The following is an 18,859-nucleotide window of genomic DNA, read 5'->3' on the forward strand; positions in this document are numbered from 1 at the left end:
AAAGGGCAGCAGCACAACCTTCGCCGCCGCCCGTATCCTTTTACTTCTCGAATTCGCCGCGTGAGTATTGACCCGCAGCCTTAACGAAACCTGCAAACAATGGGTGACCATCGCGAGGAGTCGATGTGAATTCAGGGTGGAACTGAGCCGCTACAAACCATGGGTGAGCTGGGTTCTCAATCATTTCCACTAGCTTCTTGTCCGCAGATAGGCCTGACACTTTAAGACCTGCTTTTTCAATTTGTGGACGAAGAACGTTGTTCACTTCGTAACGGTGACGGTGACGTTCATGGATCGTCGCGCTACCGTACAGTTCACGAGCTTTTGTACCTTTTTCTAGGTGGCATAGCTGAGAACCTAGACGCATCGTACCGCCAAGATCAGATGATTCAGTACGCTCTTCCACGTTACCTGTTTCATCAACCCATTCTGTGATCAAACCTACCACAGGGTACTTCGTGTCTTTGTTAAATTCTGTTGAATGAGCACCTTCCATACCCGCAACGTTACGCGCGTATTCGATAAGTGCAACTTGCATACCTAGACAGATACCTAGGTAAGGCACTTTGTTTTCACGTGCGTATTGAGCCGCACGGATCTTGCCTTCAACACCACGATCACCGAAACCACCTGGAACTAGGATAGCGTCTAGACCTTCTAGAAGCTCAACACCTTTAGTTTCGATGTCTTGAGAGTCTACGTATTTAATGGTTACGTTTAGGCGGTTTTTCAAGCCTGCGTGCTTAAGTGCTTCGTTCACAGATTTGTACGCATCTGGTAGTTCGATGTATTTACCGACCATACCGATAGTTACTTCACCTGTTGGATTCGCTTCTTCGTAGATGACCTGTTCCCATTCAGAAAGGTCAGCTTCTGGCGCATCAATACCGAAACGAGTACACACTAGGTCATCAAGACCTTGAGACTTAACAAGTTGAGGGATCTTGTAGATTGAATCTACGTCCTTCATTGAGATTACCGCTTTCTCAGGAACGTTACAGAAAAGTGCAATCTTCTTACGCTCGTTCGCTGGGATCATGCGATCGCTGCGGCAAACTAGGATGTCTGGTTGGATACCGATAGACAGTAGCTCTTTAACAGAGTGCTGAGTCGGTTTAGTTTTCACTTCGCCAGCAGCTGCTAGGTAAGGAACAAGAGTTAGATGCATGAACATTGCGCGTTCACGGCCAAGTTCTACTGCTAGCTGACGGATTGCTTCCATAAATGGTAGCGATTCGATATCACCTACCGTACCACCAACTTCAACGATAGCAATATCGTGGCCTTCAGAACCTGCGATCACGCGGTCTTTGATAGCGTTAGTGATATGAGGGATAACTTGAATTGTTGCGCCTAGGTAGTCACCACGACGTTCTTTACGAAGTACGTCGGCATAAACACGACCTGCAGTGAAGTTGTTACGCTTGGTCATCTTGGTACGGATGAAACGCTCGTAGTGACCAAGGTCAAGGTCAGTCTCTGCGCCATCTTCCGTAACAAACACTTCACCGTGCTGAGTTGGGCTCATTGTGCCTGGATCAACGTTGATGTAAGGGTCAAGCTTCATCATAGTCACTTTAAGACCACGAGCTTCTAGAATAGCTGCAAGAGATGCTGCTGCAATACCTTTACCTAGAGAGGATACAACCCCGCCAGTAACAAAAATGTAATTTGTCGTCATGTTTAACCTGAAATTGGTTGAATGAGGGAAATGGAGTGCTTCTGGACGGGAGATAAATATACCAGAAGCTCCTTACCGCCACAACGTGAAATCTATCACACCGTAATTTTTTATTTTTTGCTTCAAATCAAAGTGGGTAGAGACAAAGCAAAGTGCTTATTTATGTTCTGAGTCAGACTTGTCCCATAAATCGCGCTGTGACTATTTTGTCTGCAACTTCACTCTTCTTTTTTCACTTCATTCCAAAAATTGTCGAGTTCTGACAACGTACACTCGGTGAGTGTTCTTCCTGATTGCGCGACCTTACCTTCAACTTGCTTAAAACGCTTGGCAAACTTAATGTTCGCTTTGCTTAATGCCACTTCTGGGTCTTTGCCAAGATGACGTGCTAAGTTGACCGTGGCAAACAACAAGTCCCCTAACTCAAGTTCGACTTTCTCTTCATCTGGTTCGATTTGAAGCGCTTCTTCCATCACCTCATCCACTTCTTCTTGAACCTTACTGACTACTGGCCCAAGCGAATCCCAATCGAATCCGTATTTCGCACATTTTTTCTGAATCTTTGTAGCACGAGAAAGCGCCGGTAAAGAGTTTGGTATTGAGTCTAGGATACTTTCTTCAGCTTTGCCTACTTGCGCTTTTTCTTTTGCTTTTTCCGCTTCCCAGTTGGCATTAATTTCCTCGTCAGACTCAAACTCAACATCCGAAAAAACATGCGGATGGCGACGCGTCAGTTTTTCGTTCACGGTTTCGACCACATCCGAAAATTCGAACAGCCCTTGCTCTTTCGCTAATTGACTGTAAAAAATCACCTGGAATAACAAATCACCCAGCTCTTCTTTCAGATTTGGCCAATCACGATTCTGAATCGCATCCACCACTTCGTAGGTTTCTTCGATGGTGTGCGGAACGATGGTGTCAAAGGTTTGTTTTAAGTCCCAAGGGCAACCGCTTTCTGGGTCACGTAGCTTCACCATGATTCGTTCTAATTGTTCAATTGGATGACTCATTTTCTGTTCCTGTAAACCTTTCTATCTAAAGAAAAAGGTGAGCAGCCAAAACCACTCACCTTCTACATTATATTTTCTCAGCAGCTTTCACTAAGTAATTGTTACTTTGACAAGGCAACAAGTTTTCGCGACTCCTGAGCATAGCTCGCCTATGTGATGAGCCTGGGCCGGCACTCCGGAGAAAACGCAGTAAAAGTGACAAGTACGACGTGAAAGTTAGCCTAAGCGTTTTACCGACATAACATCCTTGATCTGCTCGACACGTTTCGAAACGCGAGAGAGCACCTCAATATTGGTCACTTCAAGATCAAAATCCATGATGGCGAGCTGACGACGGTAATCGACACGGCTCTTCATGCTGGTCACTTTGATTTTCTCGTTGGCAAATAGTGTGGTGATGTCTTTCAATAGACCGCCTCGCTCCATCGCTTCGACACGCACGGTGAGGATGTATGACCCTACAAATCCGCTGCCCCATACGGTATCAATGATACGTTCTGGAGCGTGATGACGCAGTTCTTCGAGCTGTTCACAGTCACTGCGGTGCACTGAGATGCCTCGGCCTTGGGTGATGTAACCACAAATGTCATCACCTGGAATTGGCTGACAACAGCGAGCTAGGTGCGTCATTAGGTTATCAACACCTTCTACTACTACCGCGTCTTTTTTCGGCCGACTTTGCGCTGGTGCTTTGTGCTCGGCTTCTTGAAGTTTTTCTAGCGCTTGCTGGTCTTCTTCTTCCGCCGTTGGTTTATTCACCAGTGCATTGATGTGGTTGATGATCTGATTGATACGCAGGTCGCCACTGCCTACACCGACGTAAAGTTCATCCGGCGTATTGACGTTGAAGCGTTTTAGGGCGTAATGCTCTGCATCTTTTAACGTCGCACCAATCTTCACCAACTCGTGTTCGAGGATTTCACGTCCCGCTTCGAGGTTTTTCTCACGACTCTGTTTACGGAACCAAGCGTTGATCTTCGCACGAGCACGACCTGAGTGAACAAAGCCTAGCGATGGGTTTAACCAGTCTCGCGATGGGTTTGGCTCTTTTGCTGTGATGATTTCGACCTGATCGCCCATGTGGAGTTTATGGGTGAACGGCACGATTCGGCCACCAACTTTGGCGCCAATACAACGGTGCCCGACTTCTGAGTGAATGTGGTAGGCAAAGTCTAGTGGAGTTGCCCCCATTGGTAAGTCGACAACATCGCCGCGAGGTGTAAATGCGTAGACGCGGTCATCGAAGACTTGGCTTCGGAGTTCATCCAACATCTCTCCAGAATCGGACATCTCTTCTTGCCAATCCAACAGTTTACGCAGCCAGGTAATTTTCTCATCGTAACCACTGCGGCTGCTCGCACCTTCTTTGTATTTCCAGTGCGCGGCAACGCCCAGCTCAGATTCTTCGTGCATTTGCTTGGTGCGAATTTGAATCTCGATAGTTTTGCCTTCAGGGCCAAGAATCACGGTGTGAATCGATTGGTAACCATTTGGTTTTGGGTTTGCAACGTAGTCGTCGAACTCACTCGGTAAGTGCTTGTATTTGGTATGAACCACACCTAACGCAGCGTAACAATCTTGCAGTTTGTCGGCGATGATACGTACTGCACGCACATCAAACAATTCATCAAACGCCAAACTCTTCTTCTGCATTTTTCGCCAAATGCTGTAGATGTGTTTAGGACGACCACTTACTTCGGCATTAATGCCACAAGCTTTCATCTCTTGAGATAAGTCTTCGACAAAATCTTTGATGTATTGCTCACGGACAATACGACGCTCAGCAAGCTGCTTTGCAATTTGCTTGTAAGTGTCCGGTTGTTGATAACGGAAAGCGTAGTCTTCGATTTCCCACTTAAGCTGACCGATACCTAGGCGGTTAGCCAGTGGAGCATAAATGTTGGCACACTCTTTCGCCGCAGCACGTCGAACTTCGTCCGGTGCTTTTTTGACTTCAATAAGGTTGCAAATTCGTTCTGCTAGCTTGATGACAACGCAACGAAAATCATCCACCATGGCAAGCAGCATGCGACGAACGTTGTCTACTTGAGACGACGCAGCGCTGCCTTCCATCGTGACGTTAAGCTGACCGATAGCGGCCATTTCTTCTACGCCATCAATGAGCTTAATGATTTCTTTGCTGTATTTTTCTTCAAGAAGTTCTCTGTTGAAAGCACCACTTGAAACCAAAGGAAACAGTTGAGCCGCCACTAATGTTGCTTTGTCCATCGACAAGGTGATCAGAATTTCGATCATCTCTCGTCCACGCCACAACAGGAGTTCGGCTTGTTCGTGACCCGCCAAAATCGTTTGGCAATCTCGATAAACTTCGATTAAGCGTGATGCTGTGCTTTTCTCTTGTCCTAGGCTAGCCACCCAGTTTTCAAGTTCAAACTGTTCATTTTGGTTTAAATGCGCGCTTCTTACCGCAACCATCTCATCATCCTAATTATTATATTTGTGTGGTTTGACTAACACCGTCCAGGTTAGTTCTTTGCCTCCACGTTGAGTGTTGGCTTTATGACCGCCCACCACAAGTAAGCGGCCAAAGTCTTAAAAGTTAAGACTTTTCAAACAGTGCCATCGATTCTAGATGGCTGGTATGAGGGAACATGTCCAGCATACCTAATTTGGTTAGTTGATAGCCTTGCTCTAGCAAGCTCTGACTGTCCCTTGCAAGGGTAGCAGGATTACAAGAAACATAAACTACACGCTGAGCGCCAAGCGCAGAAACTTGATCGATGATCCCACTCGCTCCTGCTCGTGCAGGATCCAGCAATACTTTGTCAAACTTTTCTGCAGCCCAAGCTTGGCCGTCAAAATCCTGCTCAAGGTTAGCGTGATAAAATTGCGCGTTATTGATTTGGTTCAAAGATGCATTATTTGAGGCTTTTTCGACCATCTCAGCCACACCTTCTACGCCAACGACATGTTTAGCACGCTTTGCGATCGGCAAGCTGAAGTTGCTTAATCCACAGAACAAATCTAACACTCGTTCGTCACTTTGAGGGTCTAACCACTCAATCGCCTGTTCCACCATTTTCTGGTTCACCGCTTGGTTGACCTGAATAAAGTTGTTCGGTGCAAAAGGGATTTTTACGCCCGCTTCTTGATAGAAAGGCACCTCACCTGCAACTAAGTTAAGTTGGTCAGTTTCTGGCATCAGATACAACGAGGCTTGATGGCGTGTCGCTAATTCAACTAATGCACTGACTTCTTCATCGGCCAAATTGCTTAAGTGTCGCAGCGTGATACAAGGCCCGTTGTCACCCAACACCAGTTCTACATGCCCCAATTGCTCTGGCTTTTTGAACGCTGTTAGCACCGAATAAATCTCAGGCAATAGCACATTCAACTCAGGAGCCAATACCGGACAATCCGTCACTTGTGCAATTTGCTTGCTTTGCTTTTTGCGGAAGCCGAAGTGCAACTGACGCGTTTTCTTATCGACAAACAAGCTCACGCGAGCACGACGTCGGTAACCTAAAGACTCGCCCAATACTGGCGCATCCAACTCAATGTCGCTGCCAGCAAATTTTCGCATTAACTGACGCAGCGTCTGCTGTTTGTGCGTCAATTGTTGGTCATAATTAAGGTGCTGCAAATCACAGCCGCCACATTCATGATAATGCGGACAAAATGGCTCAACGCGCGCGTCGCTTGGCTTTAGGATTTTAATCAGCTTGCCGCGAGCAAATTTGCTCTTCTCTTCCACCAATTGCGTCACCACTTCTTCACCTGGTAATGCGCCGTCAATGAACAACGGTTTCTTTTTAAGGTAAGCAATACCTGCGCCGTGGTGATCCAAACGCTCTACTTGTACCGCTTGGTGACGAGTGTTTAATTGCGTTTTCTTTTTAGGTTGAAAGATACGTGCCATGCTCTGTGCCTGATTAGTGTCTAATTGCTCTGCTGCTTCACTATTCTTGATTGCAGCCGTTGTGTGATTCGAGTGACTTGATTATGCTTACCGTTTATCCGGTGACGTCACTTCTTTGCTCAAGGCAGTATGACTACTCTTGAGAAATAATGCGTTATTTTCCCATATCCAGACTCCGATGTAATTAGATAACATGACCAGATATGGCTTACGAGCACGTGTAATTACGCTGACTCTCGCTCCCACTCTCATTATTGGTTTATTACTGAGCGGCTTTTTCTCCTTTAATCGCTATCAGGACCTAGAGAAACAAGTTATCACTACGGGCAATAGCATCATTGAACCTCTTGCGATCGCCAGTGAATCTCACCTACTTGCTGAAAGCCGTGAAGCCGTACGTCGCCTGATTAGCTACGCGCACCGTAAAAATTCCAAACTCGTTCGCAGTATTGCCGTATTTGATGAGCACCATGAACTGTTCGTCACGTCAAACTTCCATCCTAATTTTGAAGCTCTGATGTTCCCAAAAGATAAGCCGATCCCAAAGCTGGGAAATTCAGAAATCTATGAGAACTCCCTGATCCTGCGTGTGCCGATTTTGTCGGAAGGACACTATTTATCAGAACTGTCTAACGAGAACCAAGGCACGAAAGCCATTGGCTACATCGCGGTAGAAATGGATCTTTCTTCTCTACGCTTACAGCAATACCAAGAAGTCTTCTCCGCTTTCCTTGTTTTGATCCTTGGTCTAGGGCTTGCAAGCGTGTTTGCTTCCCGCTTAATGCATGATGTTACCCAACCAATCACGCACATGAAAAACGTCGTTGATCGTATTCGTCGTGGTCACTTGGATGTGCGTATCGAAGGCAAAATGCACGGCGAGTTAGACCAATTGAAAAACGGTATCAACGCCATGGCGGTTTCGCTATCGGAATACCACGTCGAGATGCAGCACAGTATAGACCAAGCCACGTCAGACCTACGTGAAACCTTGGAACAGTTAGAAATTCAAAACGTTGAGCTCGATATTGCGAAGAAGCGCGCACAAGAAGCCGCACGTGTGAAGTCAGAATTTTTGGCCAATATGTCGCACGAATTACGTACGCCATTGAATGGTGTAATTGGCTTTACTCGTCAAATGCTCAAAACGCAGCTTTCTAATAGCCAAACCGACTACTTGCAAACCATTGAGAAGTCCGCAAACAACCTATTAAACATCATCAATGACATTCTCGATTTCTCGAAATTGGAAGCCGGTAAGCTGGCGTTGGAAAACATTCCATTTGATTTCCGTGAAAGCTTAGAAGAAGTAATCAACCTACAAGCCACCAGCGCGCATGAGAAAGGTCTGGAGATCACCTTGAAAGTGGATCCGAAGATCCCTCCAGGTCTAGTCGGAGACCCGCTACGTATCCAACAAATTTTGACCAACTTGGTGGGGAACTCTATTAAGTTTACTGAGCGCGGAAACATCGATGTTAGCGTCGAAATGCGTTCACAAGCAGGTGACTCGGTTGAGCTGCAATTTATGGTGCGAGACACCGGAATCGGTATTTCAGAGCGTCAACAAGCGCAGTTATTCCAAGCATTCAGCCAAGCGGATGCCAGCATATCTCGTCGATATGGTGGTACGGGTCTTGGCTTAGTCATCACCCAGAAACTGGTAAGTCAGATGGGCGGCGAAATCAGTTTGACCAGTCGTCTTCACCAAGGTTCGACATTCTGGTTTACGCTTCGCCTCAACTCGACAGAAATGCCAATGAGCGATCTGATTGAAGTCGAGCTACTAACGGGTAAACAGTTGCTGTTGGTAGAACCAAACATGCAAGCGGCATCGGTGACTCAGCAGATCTTGAGTCAAGAAGGTATTCTCGTAACCTATCGTTCTTCCTTACCAGAGAACGAAGAGCACTACGATTACGTATTGCTGAACTTGGCAGCTAACCAAACTTATGACGAGCAATCAGTCGCTGCTTGGATTGAGCAAGCTAAGCGCATGGCGCCAAGTGTCATCATGGGTACACCGAGCACCGAATTAGCGCTTGCCGACCAAATCATGACCGAGCATCAAATCCAGTGCTTAACCAAACCGCTATCTCGCCGTAAGCTGCTGCAAAGTTTGATCAATGAACATGTTGAAGCACCTCAAGCTATTGCCGCCCCAGTTGAAACAGAAGAAAGCGAACGACTGCCACTGACGGTGCTCGCGGTGGATGATAACCCTGCAAACCTAAAACTGATTTCAGCACTACTGAAAGAAAGAGTTGAAACCGTAACGGCTTGTAGCAATGGTCAGCAAGCCGTAAATCTCGCTACCGAGAAGAAATACGACCTGATTTTTATGGACATCCAAATGCCATTAATGGATGGCGTGACCGCTTGTCAGAACATCAAAGAGCTTGAGTTAAACAAAGACACACCAGTTATCGCCGTTACCGCGCACGCCATGGCCGGGGAGCGCGATCGTCTGCTCGCCGCAGGTATGGATGATTACCTCACCAAACCAATTGAAGAGCATGTACTGCAACAAGTGTTGGTCCACTGGAATCCGAATACCTGTACAGAAAGCATAGGGAAAGTTGCGCCGTCCTACGTCGATGAACCAGCAAGTGAAGCACCTGCTACAGCTGAAAATACACAACCTGATGTGATTATTGACTGGCAAGCCGCATTGAAACAGAGCGCTAATAAGGAAGACTTAGCCAAAGATATGCTGCGTATGTTGATCGATTTCATTCCAGAAGTAGAAGAAGTTGTCGACCACGCACTTGAGCAAGACGATTATTCGCGTGAAGAATTAATTCATGTGATCCACAAACTGCACGGCAGTAGCTCTTATTGTGGCGTACCAAGGCTAAAATCTCTCTGTGCTACGCTTGAACACGCACTTCGTTTAGGAGCCAGCATTGAGGAAATTGAACCTGAAATGTTTGAACTGCAAGATGAAATGATTAAGGTCACCACCACCGCAAAACTTTATCTAGAGCAGTAGCATCCAGACTAAACTTCATACAAAAAAGCCAGAGCATTTGCTCTGGCTTTTGTTATTCAGCTTAAAGGGTTAGGATTCAAGAATCACGGTCGCAACCGCGTAGTGACGTTCATCAGAAATGGATAAGTGAACGTGATTAACGCCCATCGTCTGCGCCATTTTTTGAGCCACGCCAGACAGCATTAAAACTGGCTTACCCAACTCATCATTCGAGACGGTAAAATCATGGAAAGTTACGCCTTGAGCAATTCCTGTACCTAGCGCTTTCGATGCTGCCTCTTTAGCTGCAAAACGCTTAGCAAGATAACGCCCTTGCTGCTTGAGTTGCGAAAACTTTGCCATTTCATCCTCAGAGAGAATACGTCGAGCAAAAGGTTCACCACTGCGGCCTAGTGCTTTCTCTATACGCTCGATTTCAGCAATGTCGGTTCCTAAACCTAAAATAGCCATTCGCAGAACCTAGTTATTTGCGTGCCGCGATCATCAGTGCTTTCATCTCTGCCACTGACTTTTCTAGGCCATCAAACACTGCACGTCCAATGATAGAGTGACCAATGTTCAACTCGTAAATTTCTGGTAGCGCAGCAATTGGTGCCACGTTGTGGTAAGTCAGACCGTGGCCAGCGTTCACAATAATACCAAGGTCATCAGCGTAGCTTGCACCCGCAGCAATCTTCTTCAATTCTGCTTGTTGCTCTTCTTCTGTTTCTGCATCAGCGTAATGACCAGTATGAAGCTCGATAAATGGTGCACCACACTGCTTCGCCGCTTCAATTTGCTGACGATCCGCATCAATAAACAGAGAAACTTTAATGCCCGCTTCCGTCAGCTTTTGTGTTGCCGCTTTTACTTTCTCAAGTTGGCCAACCACATCTAAGCCGCCTTCAGTGGTGAGCTCTTCACGCTTTTCTGGTACGAGACAAACAAACTCTGGCTTAGTTTTTAGTGCGATCTCAACCATTTCCTCAGTGACCGCCATTTCTAGATTCATACGTGTTTGAATCGTCTCACGTAGAATACGCACATCACGATCCAAAATATGGCGACGGTCTTCACGCAGGTGGATGGTAATGCCGTCCGCCCCAGCACGCTCTGCGATTTCCGCAGCGTGTACAGGATCTGGGTATTTTGTACCACGCGCATTACGTAGAGTGGCAATATGGTCGATATTAACGCCTAAATAAATTGAGCTCATTTTCCATTACTCCGTGCTCTGGGTGTCTGAATAAACAATTCACGACTTTTTAAAGGTTTGCCGCCAAGATACGGCTTTAAGGCTATACGTGTAAAGCGTTTTGCCGCTTTTAACTGCTCTTTAGTGACAAACCGCCGCTCGCTGATTGCAATCAGCTCATTACCCAAAAATGTTAGATTGTCCCGCCTTACTGATGCGATAAATCCCTTTTGTTCTCGGTAGCGGTACGTCATCTCAGGGTCGACCGGTTCACCCGTGCCAGCACAGTGCAAAAAGTCGACGCCATACCCCATTGAAGAGAGCAAAGCCAACTCAAAACGGCGTAATGCGGGTTCTGGGTTTTCACATTGAGCGAGCTCGGTTAAGGCATGCAGGTAATCATGAAACAGTGCAGGCATTGGGACTTCTGCCATTAGCACTCGCCCAACGAGCTCGTTGACGTACATGGCTGAGTACAGGTTGATCCCAAACAAAGGTAAACCAAGGCTGATAGGCTCTGCTTGGCGCAACGTTTTCATCGACCCTTTACCAGACCATTTAAGCAATAGAGGCGTAAAAGGTTGCAGTGCGCCTTTTAGATTGGAACGTTTACTACGCGCGCCCTTGGCCATTAGCGTGATACGACCATATTCCTCGCTAAATACATCAAGGATTAAGCTCGATTCACTGTAAGGGCGTCGGTGCAGGACAAAGCAGCGTTGAAAACCTTCTACGGATAAGTTGCTCATCTAAATCTGTGTGCCTAAAAATCTAATGCCAGAATAATAAAAAATAAGGAGCCATGCGGCTCCTTATTTTAATCGATATTGGATTCTACTTAATATTGAAACGAAGTGTTCTCGCCTCAAATTATAGATCGTCGATGTAACCCAGTGAGCGTAGTGCACGTTCGTCATCTGCCCAACCAGACTTCACTTTCACCCAAGTCTCTAGATAAACTTTACGACCGAACAACTCTTCCATATCTAGACGTGCTTCACGACCAATGGTTTTGATCTTCTCGCCGCCTTTACCAATAACCATCTTCTTCTGACCATTACGTTCAACAAGAATCAAAGCATTGATATGGAAACCGTCCGTTTCTGGGTTGTAATCAAAACGCTCAATCTCAACCGTTACAGAATATGGCAGTTCATCACCAGTAAAGCGCATTAGCTTTTCACGTACGATTTCTGAAGCCATGAAACGCTGAGAGCGATCCGTTACGTATTCTTCAGGGAAGTGATGCGTCGCTTTCGGCAGGTGATTACGTACGTGCTTGCGCAATACATCAATGTTCTTACCTTGCTTCGCAGAGATTGGCACTACATCGACAAAGTCCATTTTTTTAGACATTTCAGCCATGTGTAGCATCACTTCATTACGATCTTGCACGTTATCGACTTTGTTAACACAAAGTACAACAGGGAAGTTCGATTTCTGAAGCTTGGTCAACACCATCTCGTCGTCTTTAGTCCAATGGGTACCATCGACCAAGAAGAAAACTAGGTTCACGTCACTCAACGATGAGTTTGCAGCGCGGTTCATCAAACGGTTGATTGCACGTTTTTCTTCAATGTGAAGTCCTGGTGTATCAACGTAAATCGCTTGGTAATCGCCATCTGTGTCGACGCCCATGATGCGGTGACGCGTCGTTTGTGGCTTACGTGACGTGATCGAAATCTTCTGACCTAGAATTTTGTTCAGAAGCGTCGATTTACCCACGTTAGGACGACCAACAATGGCAATGAAACCACAATGCTGGTTTTCCGGTGAGCTCACCTCACCATGTGATGCGAAAAACGCATCGATGTCGAATTCGTTATCAGCCATTAGTTAATTGCTCTAGTGCTGTTTCTGCTGCCGCCTGTTCTGCCTTGCGGCGGCTGGTGCCTTTACCGATTACAGGCTTATCCACACCTGCTACTTCACACTCAACCGTAAACTCTTGGTTGTGCGCTTCACCTTTAATATTAGTCACTGTGTAGACAGGCAGCGGTTTTCTTCTGCCTTGCAGGAACTCTTGTAGGCGAGTTTTTGGGTCTTTTTGTGATACGCCAGGTTTGATGGCTTCAAGACGCGAGTTGTACCAACTCAGAACAATACTGCGTACTTTCTCAATATCACTATCTAGGTAAATCGCACCAATAATGGCTTCTACCGCATCGGCTAGAATAGAGTCTCGGCGGAAACCGCCACTCTTCAATTCACCTGGACCTAATTTTAAATAATCTCCTAGATCGAATTCACGACCCAGTTCCGCCAATGTGTGCCCACGTACCAGAGTAGCGCGCATACGGCTCATGTCACCCTCGTTCACTTTCGGAAAACGATGGTACAGATCATCAGCGATGACAAAACTTAAAATTGAATCGCCCAGAAACTCAAGACGTTCATTGTGCTTGCTGTTGGCGCTGCGGTGAGTCAGCGCCAAGTTGATAAGCCCAGCATCCTTAAATTGGTAGCCGAGCTTTCTCTCTAGTTTATCAATTGGAGAATTCATACTCTCTCGATATTAAATAGTTAGTGAATACCACCGATGCGGTTGAAACGCACACCAGTTGGGATCCATGAAGGTAGAACGCTATCTGCGCCACGATCAAACTCAAAGCTGATCCAAATGGCAACAGCTTTGCCGACAAGGTTAGCTTCAGGAACAAAGCCCCAGTAGCGGCTGTCTGCACTGTTGTCACGGTTATCACCCATCACAAAGTACTGACCTTGTGGTACCACCCATTCAGTTGTACCGCTACGTGGGAAGTATTGCTCCACACGGTTACGTACAAGTGGGTTAACCAAAATATTGTGCTCAACGTTACCCAATTTCTCATCCAGTTGGATCATTGGGATACCGTTTGATTTGAATTGACTCTCTTCTACATTGCTCAGTTTAACTGGCTTACAGCTGGATTCGCCTTGGCTTTGAATGCACAACTGCTTATCACCAGAATAACGAACAATGTCACCCGGCAAACCAACGACACGTTTGATGTAATCAACGCTTGGTTGAGGTGGGTATTTAAAGACAACAATATCACCACGTTCAGGCTTACCAGTTTCCACTAGCTGAGTACGCCATACTGGGTCTTTTAGACCGTACGCGTACTTCTCAACTAAAATGAAATCGCCAACCAGCAAGGTTGGCATCATTGAGCCTGACGGGATTTGAAACGGTTCATAGATAAAAGAACGTAATACTAAGACGAAAGCGATAACAGGGAAAATAGACACACTGTTTTCAATCCACCATGGCTGGCGCTCCACTTTCTGTAGAGTGACCGCATCCAAACCATTTGTAGTTTGCGCGTGAATCTCCGCTACTTTCGCTTGACGTTTTTTTGCAAACACCAGCTTTTCCAGTAGCCAAACTACACCCGTTACCAAGGTTACGATAACCAGCATCAGTGAGAATGTATTCGCCATTAAATTCCCTTATCTAAAAATACGAAAGTGAAAGAGCCTAAACCCTTTCACTTATTTAAGTTCTAACGTCTTATGACCAACAATAGTGGGACAAAGTTCAACTCTAATCTTTGCCGACGTGAAGAATTGCTAGGAACGCTTCTTGAGGCAGTTCAACGTTACCGATCTGCTTCATACGTTTCTTACCTTCTTTCTGTTTCTTCAGAAGTTTCTTCTTACGACTCACGTCACCACCGTAACATTTTGCGATTACGTTTTTACGTAGCTGCTTAACGGTAGAACGCGCAATGATGTGGTTACCAATAGCCGCTTGAATCGCGATATCGAACATCTGACGAGGGATAAATTCTTTCATCTTCTCAACCAGCTGACGACCACGAGTCTGAGACTGATCTTTGTGCGTGATAAGCGCAAGTGCATCCACTTTGTCGCCGTTCAATAGTACGTCGACGCGTACCATGTTTGACGCTTCAAAGCGTTGGAAGTTGTAATCCAGAGATGCGTAACCACGTGATGTAGACTTCAGACGGTCGAAGAAATCGAGTACTACTTCTGCCATTGGAATATCGTAAGTTACTGCCACTTGGTTACCGTGGTAAACCATATCAACTTGGAGACCACGCTTCTCCACACACAGTGTGATCACGTTACCTAGGTAATCAGAAGGCACCAAGATGTTACAACGCGCAATCGGCTCACGAATCTCTTCGATGTCGTTAATTGCAGGTAGCTTCGCTGGGCTATCAACGTACAGTAGCTCACCATCCGTTTTCTCAACTTCGTAAACTACCGTTGGCGCTGTGGTAATCAGGTCGAGATCGTATTCACGCTCTAGACGCTCTTGGATAATTTCCATGTGCAGCATGCCAAGGAAACCACAACGGAAACCAAAACCAAGCGCTGCTGAGTTTTCTGGTTCGTAGAATAGCGATGCATCGTTTAGGCTCAATTTACCCAGTGCGTCACGGAAGTTTTCGTAATCGTCAGATGATACAGGGAACAGACCCGCGTATACCTGAGGTTTCACTTTCTTAAAGCCAGGAAGTGGCTTGTCGCTGCCGTTTTTCGCTAACGTTAGCGTATCACCTACTGGTGCGCCTAGGATGTCTTTAATACCACAAACAACCCAACCTACTTCGCCAGTATTTAGAACATCAGTATCCACTTGCTTAGGTGTAAAGATACCCAAACGGTCTACACCCCAAGCTTGGCCTGTGCTCATTACTTTGATCTTGTCGTTCTTCTTCAGTGAACCGTTTTTGATTCGTACCAAAGATACTACGCCAAGATAGTTATCAAACCATGAGTCAATGATCAGCGCTTGTAGCGGCGCATCAGGATCACCTTCTGGCGCTGGAATTGCTGATACGATGTTTTCTAGAACGTCCTCAACACCCAGACCTGTCTTCGCAGAACAGCGTGTTGCTTCCATCGCATCAATACCAACGATTTCTTCAATTTCTTCAGCTACACGTTCAGGATCAGCGGCTGGCAAGTCGATCTTGTTTAGGATTGGCACTACTTCCAGATCCATTTCGATCGCGGTGTAACAGTTAGCAAGTGTTTGCGCTTCTACACCCTGACCAGCATCAACAACCAATAGCGCGCCTTCACAAGCCGCTAGAGAACGTGATACTTCGTATGCAAAGTCTACGTGTCCCGGAGTATCGATGAAGTTCAGCTGATAAGTTTCACCGTCTTTAGCGGTGTAGTTTAGCGTCACACTCTGAGATTTAATGGTGATACCACGCTCACGTTCAAGATCCATAGAATCCAGAACCTGTGCGGCCATTTCACGATCGCTTAATCCTCCACAAACTTGGATTAGACGGTCTGATAGGGTCGACTTACCATGGTCGATGTGGGCGATAATCGAAAAGTTACGAATGTGCTTCATAGATTTAGGGTGACTAACTCTTTACAAATTGGGACAGTAAGAAAGCCATCATTTGACGGCATTTCAATCAAGTTGGCAGATTCTACCGAATTTCGTTAACGGGCGCACCTAATTTAAAGTGTAGAGCTTATTGGATAGGTTCACCGAGAACTCGAATGAGGGTGACTTGGCGTTTTGACTCATCTTCAAGCGGTTTTGATAGGCGTTTTGCGAACCACATACCACCGCCTGCAAATAGCACGGATGCGAGAATAACAATGCCTTCTCCACCAGCGGTCAAAGGAGTCAGTAAGAAATGACCAACCATAGCACCAAGAATCAAACCAAATAAAGGCAGTAGATACACCGCCATGGCTGACTTGATAAGGCTGGATTCAGGAAAGCCGATTTCCACGACTTGACCGACTTGCACGTTTTTTTCTGTGCGCAGATGCCACGACAGGCTCTTATTACCTATCGCTTTAGTGACAACACCTGTGCCACAACTTTTTTGCGAGGAGCAGCTGCTGCAGCTCGTTTGCTGCTCGCAGCTTAAATCTATCTCGTACTGCTTACCGTGACGCTCTACTCCGGTCACGGTAGCCAACGCAGTCATCATTATTGCTTACTCTTTGTTACATTAAATGTGACAGATTGAGCAATGCGCTGCGCCGTAGCTGGCGGAATATCTCCGACCACAGAGATTTCATAATCACCATTAACAAAACTGTGTAAGGTTCTACGGCCTTGACGAACCAGTTGTCCTTTTAATGAATGCTCATCTTTGTTTGCTACGTAAACAGAGAAGTTGAACAAGCCATCAGAATACAACTGACTTTCTACCATTTGGTCTGTTGATGCCATACGGTAGCGGTTGAGATCGTTTGGATGAAAACCGTCTGGAGTCCAGCCCACAGTCCAATTGCTCGTGCCAATTTCACCTTTCGGCATTGTAAGCACAGCAGGAAGTTGAACGTCTTCAAGGCCGCTCATCAACTCTGCAATTTTAGGGTTTACTGTGTAAGAGATCGTGCGGTATTGCTCTAGCATCTCGCCATCACGATCGACAAGATCGGCGCGAAGTGGCAATTTGCTCTTTTCGTCAATCCAAAGGACATAGGAATAACGTAGTCCGTCTTTCGGCACAATGCGTAATACCTGAGTTGGAACACCGGCTTCACGCGCACGCCCTACTTGAACGTAGTCGTAATACAGGTTTAGCTCGTCGATATTGGTGTTAAGCATCGGTATCGTTGGTGCAACCATTTTGCCTGATTCGATAGTGAACGGTTCCACGCCAGTTTCGATATAACTCACTTCTGTTCCGCGACGAATCACCTCACGTACAGGTCCACTTAAATAAACAAGATGAGCGTACTGATCTTCGCCGTGTGTCGCGTGACGATACAGCAAAGGCTCAATGCTGTTCTTTTTGATAAGGATGTAAGAAAGTTCGTAACTTAAATTCTTACTCGCCTCGCTCATTTGATGCAATAAAGCCTCCGCCGGCTTATCACCAGCAAAGGCTTGCGAAGACATCATACTGAACAGAGCGCAAGCGCTGATCAGAAATTTTTTCATTCACTATCCGGAGTCAGATGCGCATCTTGCTGAGATGCGTCACTGTTAATTCTTAACTGCAATTCGTAGTCACGCAGCATAGCATGAACGCGTTTACGTTGCTCCTGCATATTTGCCTCACCCACTGAGCGCTCTACGGACTCACGAGTTAAGCTCACAGGTTCAGCACTGCCTGCAAACGGAACGGTTTGCAAAACTGGTAACTGTTCAGCTTGTGGCGACATTGGATCGCTACCACCGTATTGCTGCACACCTAAGATAACGACTAGCGACACACATGCAGCAACAGCGACTTGCCCAAACTGAGTTAACCACGCTGGCAACTGACGTTTGGCTTTTTGCGGTTCTGGTTGCGACTCTTTAGGCGCATCAGCGATTGAAATGACATTGGCACTGCGCGAATCGATCGCACGATGCACAGGTTCGTCTTCTAACGCTAACGCTACGCTTTCAGCAATATTCCACTCAGGTTTTGCTGGCGCCTCGCCTCGCATCACATCACCAATTAGGTGATAATTCTGCCAAGCTTCACGGCTCTCTTGGTCTTGCTCTAACTCTTGAATTAAAGCCTTATCGACCAATTCTCCATCCATGAGAGCTGAAAGTTGTTCTTTGTCAGCCATTGTTTTCACCATAGTTATTACTTGTACTAGCGCTGTAAAAGAGGTCTGATTTTCTTTTCCACCGCTTCACGAGCACGGAAGATACGTGAACGTACCGTTCCTACCGGGCAATCCATCACTTCAGCAATTTCTTCATAACTTAAGCCATCGAGCTCTCGCAATGTCATTGCTGTTTTTAAATCTTCAGGTAAAGCTTCGATTGCACTGAACACTACCCGTTGCAATTCTTTGGACAACGTTAAGTTCTCAGGGTTCGAAATTTCTTTAAGTGCACTACCTGTTTCGTAAAATTCAGCTTCTTCAGCATCAACATCTGTCGCTGGGGGTCTGCGCCCTTGAGCCACAATGTGATTTTTCGCAGTATTCACTGCAATGCGATACAGCCACGTATAAAACGCACTTTCCCCGCGAAAGCTAGGGATAGCTCGGTAAGCTTTGATAAAGGCTTCTTGTGCTACATCTGGTACATCGCCAGGATTACTAACGTATCTGGAAATAAGATTACACACCTTGTTCTGATACTTTGTTACCAGCAGGTTGAATGCTTGCTTATCACCATTCTGAACTCGCTCAATCAATACTTGATCGGTCAGCTGCTCGTTCATTCGAGCGGATACTC

Annotated in this window: 16 protein-coding genes; 1 reads left to right on the plus strand and 15 read right to left on the minus strand. The window is 46.2% G+C overall.

Annotation, left to right across the window (positions count from 1 at the left end; translation table 11 throughout):
* Nucleotides 1-40 precede the first annotated feature (40 nt).
* The 4 genes from ACF8EG_RS18140 to rlmD form a co-directional block, all read right to left on the minus strand.
* Entirely contained in the window at nucleotides 41-1,681 is a 1,641-nt protein-coding gene (locus tag ACF8EG_RS18140; protein ID WP_005455581.1) for a CTP synthase, read from the minus strand.
* A gap of 218 nt (nucleotides 1,682-1,899) precedes the next feature.
* Nucleotides 1,900-2,691 carry a nucleoside triphosphate pyrophosphohydrolase gene (gene mazG, locus ACF8EG_RS18145; protein WP_065764219.1) on the minus strand — a complete coding sequence of 264 codons (792 nt, stop codon included), beginning with the start codon at nucleotides 2,689-2,691 and terminating at the stop codon, nucleotides 1,900-1,902.
* Between the two features lie 216 nt (nucleotides 2,692-2,907).
* A complete protein-coding gene (gene relA / locus ACF8EG_RS18150) occupies nucleotides 2,908-5,127 on the minus strand; it encodes a GTP diphosphokinase (protein ID WP_005490307.1) in 2,220 nt (739 codons plus the stop codon).
* A 124-nt stretch (nucleotides 5,128-5,251) separates the two neighbouring features.
* On the minus strand, nucleotides 5,252-6,571 hold the full coding sequence (rlmD, locus tag ACF8EG_RS18155; protein WP_069507037.1) for a 23S rRNA (uracil(1939)-C(5))-methyltransferase RlmD: 1,320 nt from the start codon (nucleotides 6,569-6,571) through the stop codon (nucleotides 5,252-5,254).
* Nucleotides 6,572-6,764: 193 nt separating this feature from the next.
* Here rlmD and barA point away from each other — a divergent pair, with 193 nt between their 5' ends.
* Nucleotides 6,765-9,563, plus strand: coding sequence for a two-component sensor histidine kinase BarA (gene barA, locus ACF8EG_RS18160; RefSeq protein WP_069490010.1), 2,799 nt, complete (start codon nucleotides 6,765-6,767; stop codon nucleotides 9,561-9,563).
* 69 nt (nucleotides 9,564-9,632) lie between these two features.
* Here the strand turns inward: barA and acpS are convergent, their stop codons facing one another.
* The 11 genes from acpS to rpoE all read right to left on the minus strand — a co-directional run bounded on the left by acpS (nucleotide 9,633) and on the right by rpoE (nucleotide 18,845).
* Nucleotides 9,633-10,013, minus strand: a complete 381-nt coding sequence (gene acpS, locus ACF8EG_RS18165) for a holo-ACP synthase (RefSeq protein WP_005484129.1) — start codon at nucleotides 10,011-10,013, stop codon at nucleotides 9,633-9,635.
* A gap of 13 nt (nucleotides 10,014-10,026) precedes the next feature.
* Nucleotides 10,027-10,758: a pyridoxine 5'-phosphate synthase gene (pdxJ, locus tag ACF8EG_RS18170; RefSeq protein WP_005484124.1), complete on the minus strand. Its 732-nt coding sequence runs from the start codon at nucleotides 10,756-10,758 to the stop codon at nucleotides 10,027-10,029.
* Nucleotides 10,755-11,486: a DNA repair protein RecO gene (recO, locus tag ACF8EG_RS18175; protein WP_069507036.1), complete on the minus strand. Its 732-nt coding sequence runs from the start codon at nucleotides 11,484-11,486 to the stop codon at nucleotides 10,755-10,757. Before recO ends, pdxJ begins: the two co-directional genes overlap by 4 nt.
* A 121-nt stretch (nucleotides 11,487-11,607) precedes the next feature.
* Nucleotides 11,608-12,570, minus strand: coding sequence for a GTPase Era (gene era, locus ACF8EG_RS18180; protein ID WP_005460684.1), 963 nt, complete (start codon nucleotides 12,568-12,570; stop codon nucleotides 11,608-11,610).
* Nucleotides 12,563-13,240: a ribonuclease III gene (gene rnc / locus ACF8EG_RS18185; RefSeq protein ID WP_005460683.1), complete on the minus strand. Its 678-nt coding sequence runs from the start codon at nucleotides 13,238-13,240 to the stop codon at nucleotides 12,563-12,565. The genes era and rnc overlap by 8 nt, the downstream gene beginning before the upstream one ends.
* Before the next feature lie 20 nt (nucleotides 13,241-13,260).
* Nucleotides 13,261-14,160, minus strand: coding sequence for a signal peptidase I (gene lepB, locus ACF8EG_RS18190; protein ID WP_025629455.1), 900 nt, complete (start codon nucleotides 14,158-14,160; stop codon nucleotides 13,261-13,263).
* A 103-nt stretch (nucleotides 14,161-14,263) separates the two neighbouring features.
* Nucleotides 14,264-16,057, minus strand: coding sequence for a translation elongation factor 4 (lepA, locus tag ACF8EG_RS18195; protein ID WP_025610634.1), 1,794 nt, complete (start codon nucleotides 16,055-16,057; stop codon nucleotides 14,264-14,266).
* A gap of 127 nt (nucleotides 16,058-16,184) precedes the next feature.
* Nucleotides 16,185-16,655 (minus strand): SoxR reducing system RseC family protein, encoded by a 471-nt coding sequence (locus ACF8EG_RS18200; RefSeq protein ID WP_025537343.1) that lies wholly within the window; start codon nucleotides 16,653-16,655, stop codon nucleotides 16,185-16,187.
* The gene (gene rseB, locus ACF8EG_RS18205) at nucleotides 16,655-17,617 is read right to left on the minus strand and encodes a sigma-E factor regulatory protein RseB (RefSeq protein WP_005490311.1); all 963 of its coding nucleotides are present in this window, start codon (nucleotides 17,615-17,617) and stop codon (nucleotides 16,655-16,657) included. The genes ACF8EG_RS18200 and rseB overlap by 1 nt, the downstream gene beginning before the upstream one ends.
* Entirely contained in the window at nucleotides 17,614-18,240 is a 627-nt protein-coding gene (locus ACF8EG_RS18210) for a sigma-E factor negative regulatory protein (protein ID WP_005481241.1), read from the minus strand. Before ACF8EG_RS18210 ends, rseB begins: the two co-directional genes overlap by 4 nt.
* 26 nt (nucleotides 18,241-18,266) lie before the next feature.
* On the minus strand, nucleotides 18,267-18,845 hold the full coding sequence (gene rpoE, locus ACF8EG_RS18215) for an RNA polymerase sigma factor RpoE (RefSeq protein ID WP_005493913.1): 579 nt from the start codon (nucleotides 18,843-18,845) through the stop codon (nucleotides 18,267-18,269).
* Nucleotides 18,846-18,859: the final 14 nt, after the last annotated feature.

It is taken from the genome of Vibrio sp. YQ_11 (assembly GCF_043103065.1).
Lineage (GTDB): Bacteria > Pseudomonadota > Gammaproteobacteria > Enterobacterales > Vibrionaceae > Vibrio > Vibrio parahaemolyticus.

What these genes read in the sequence shown, in the direction of transcription:
- ACF8EG_RS18140 (WP_005455581.1), bottom strand. Translation starts at nt 1,681, where the DNA reads ATGACGACAAATTACATTTTTGTTACTGGCGGGGTTGTATCCTCTCTA.
- mazG (WP_065764219.1), bottom strand. Translation starts at nt 2,691, where the DNA reads ATGAGTCATCCAATTGAACAATTAGAACGAATCATGGTGAAGCTACGT.
- relA (WP_005490307.1), bottom strand. Translation starts at nt 5,127, where the DNA reads ATGGTTGCGGTAAGAAGCGCGCATTTAAACCAAAATGAACAGTTTGAA.
- rlmD (WP_069507037.1), bottom strand. Translation starts at nt 6,571, where the DNA reads ATGGCACGTATCTTTCAACCTAAAAAGAAAACGCAATTAAACACTCGT.
- barA (WP_069490010.1), top strand. Translation starts at nt 6,765, where the DNA reads ATGACCAGATATGGCTTACGAGCACGTGTAATTACGCTGACTCTCGCT.
- acpS (WP_005484129.1), bottom strand. Translation starts at nt 10,013, where the DNA reads ATGGCTATTTTAGGTTTAGGAACCGACATTGCTGAAATCGAGCGTATA.
- pdxJ (WP_005484124.1), bottom strand. Translation starts at nt 10,758, where the DNA reads ATGAGCTCAATTTATTTAGGCGTTAATATCGACCATATTGCCACTCTA.
- recO (WP_069507036.1), bottom strand. Translation starts at nt 11,486, where the DNA reads ATGAGCAACTTATCCGTAGAAGGTTTTCAACGCTGCTTTGTCCTGCAC.
- era (WP_005460684.1), bottom strand. Translation starts at nt 12,570, where the DNA reads ATGGCTGATAACGAATTCGACATCGATGCGTTTTTCGCATCACATGGT.
- rnc (WP_005460683.1), bottom strand. Translation starts at nt 13,240, where the DNA reads ATGAATTCTCCAATTGATAAACTAGAGAGAAAGCTCGGCTACCAATTT.
- lepB (WP_025629455.1), bottom strand. Translation starts at nt 14,160, where the DNA reads ATGGCGAATACATTCTCACTGATGCTGGTTATCGTAACCTTGGTAACG.
- lepA (WP_025610634.1), bottom strand. Translation starts at nt 16,057, where the DNA reads ATGAAGCACATTCGTAACTTTTCGATTATCGCCCACATCGACCATGGT.
- ACF8EG_RS18200 (WP_025537343.1), bottom strand. Translation starts at nt 16,655, where the DNA reads ATGATGACTGCGTTGGCTACCGTGACCGGAGTAGAGCGTCACGGTAAG.
- rseB (WP_005490311.1), bottom strand. Translation starts at nt 17,617, where the DNA reads ATGAAAAAATTTCTGATCAGCGCTTGCGCTCTGTTCAGTATGATGTCT.
- ACF8EG_RS18210 (WP_005481241.1), bottom strand. Translation starts at nt 18,240, where the DNA reads ATGGCTGACAAAGAACAACTTTCAGCTCTCATGGATGGAGAATTGGTC.
- rpoE (WP_005493913.1), bottom strand. Translation starts at nt 18,845, where the DNA reads ATGAACGAGCAGCTGACCGATCAAGTATTGATTGAGCGAGTTCAGAAT.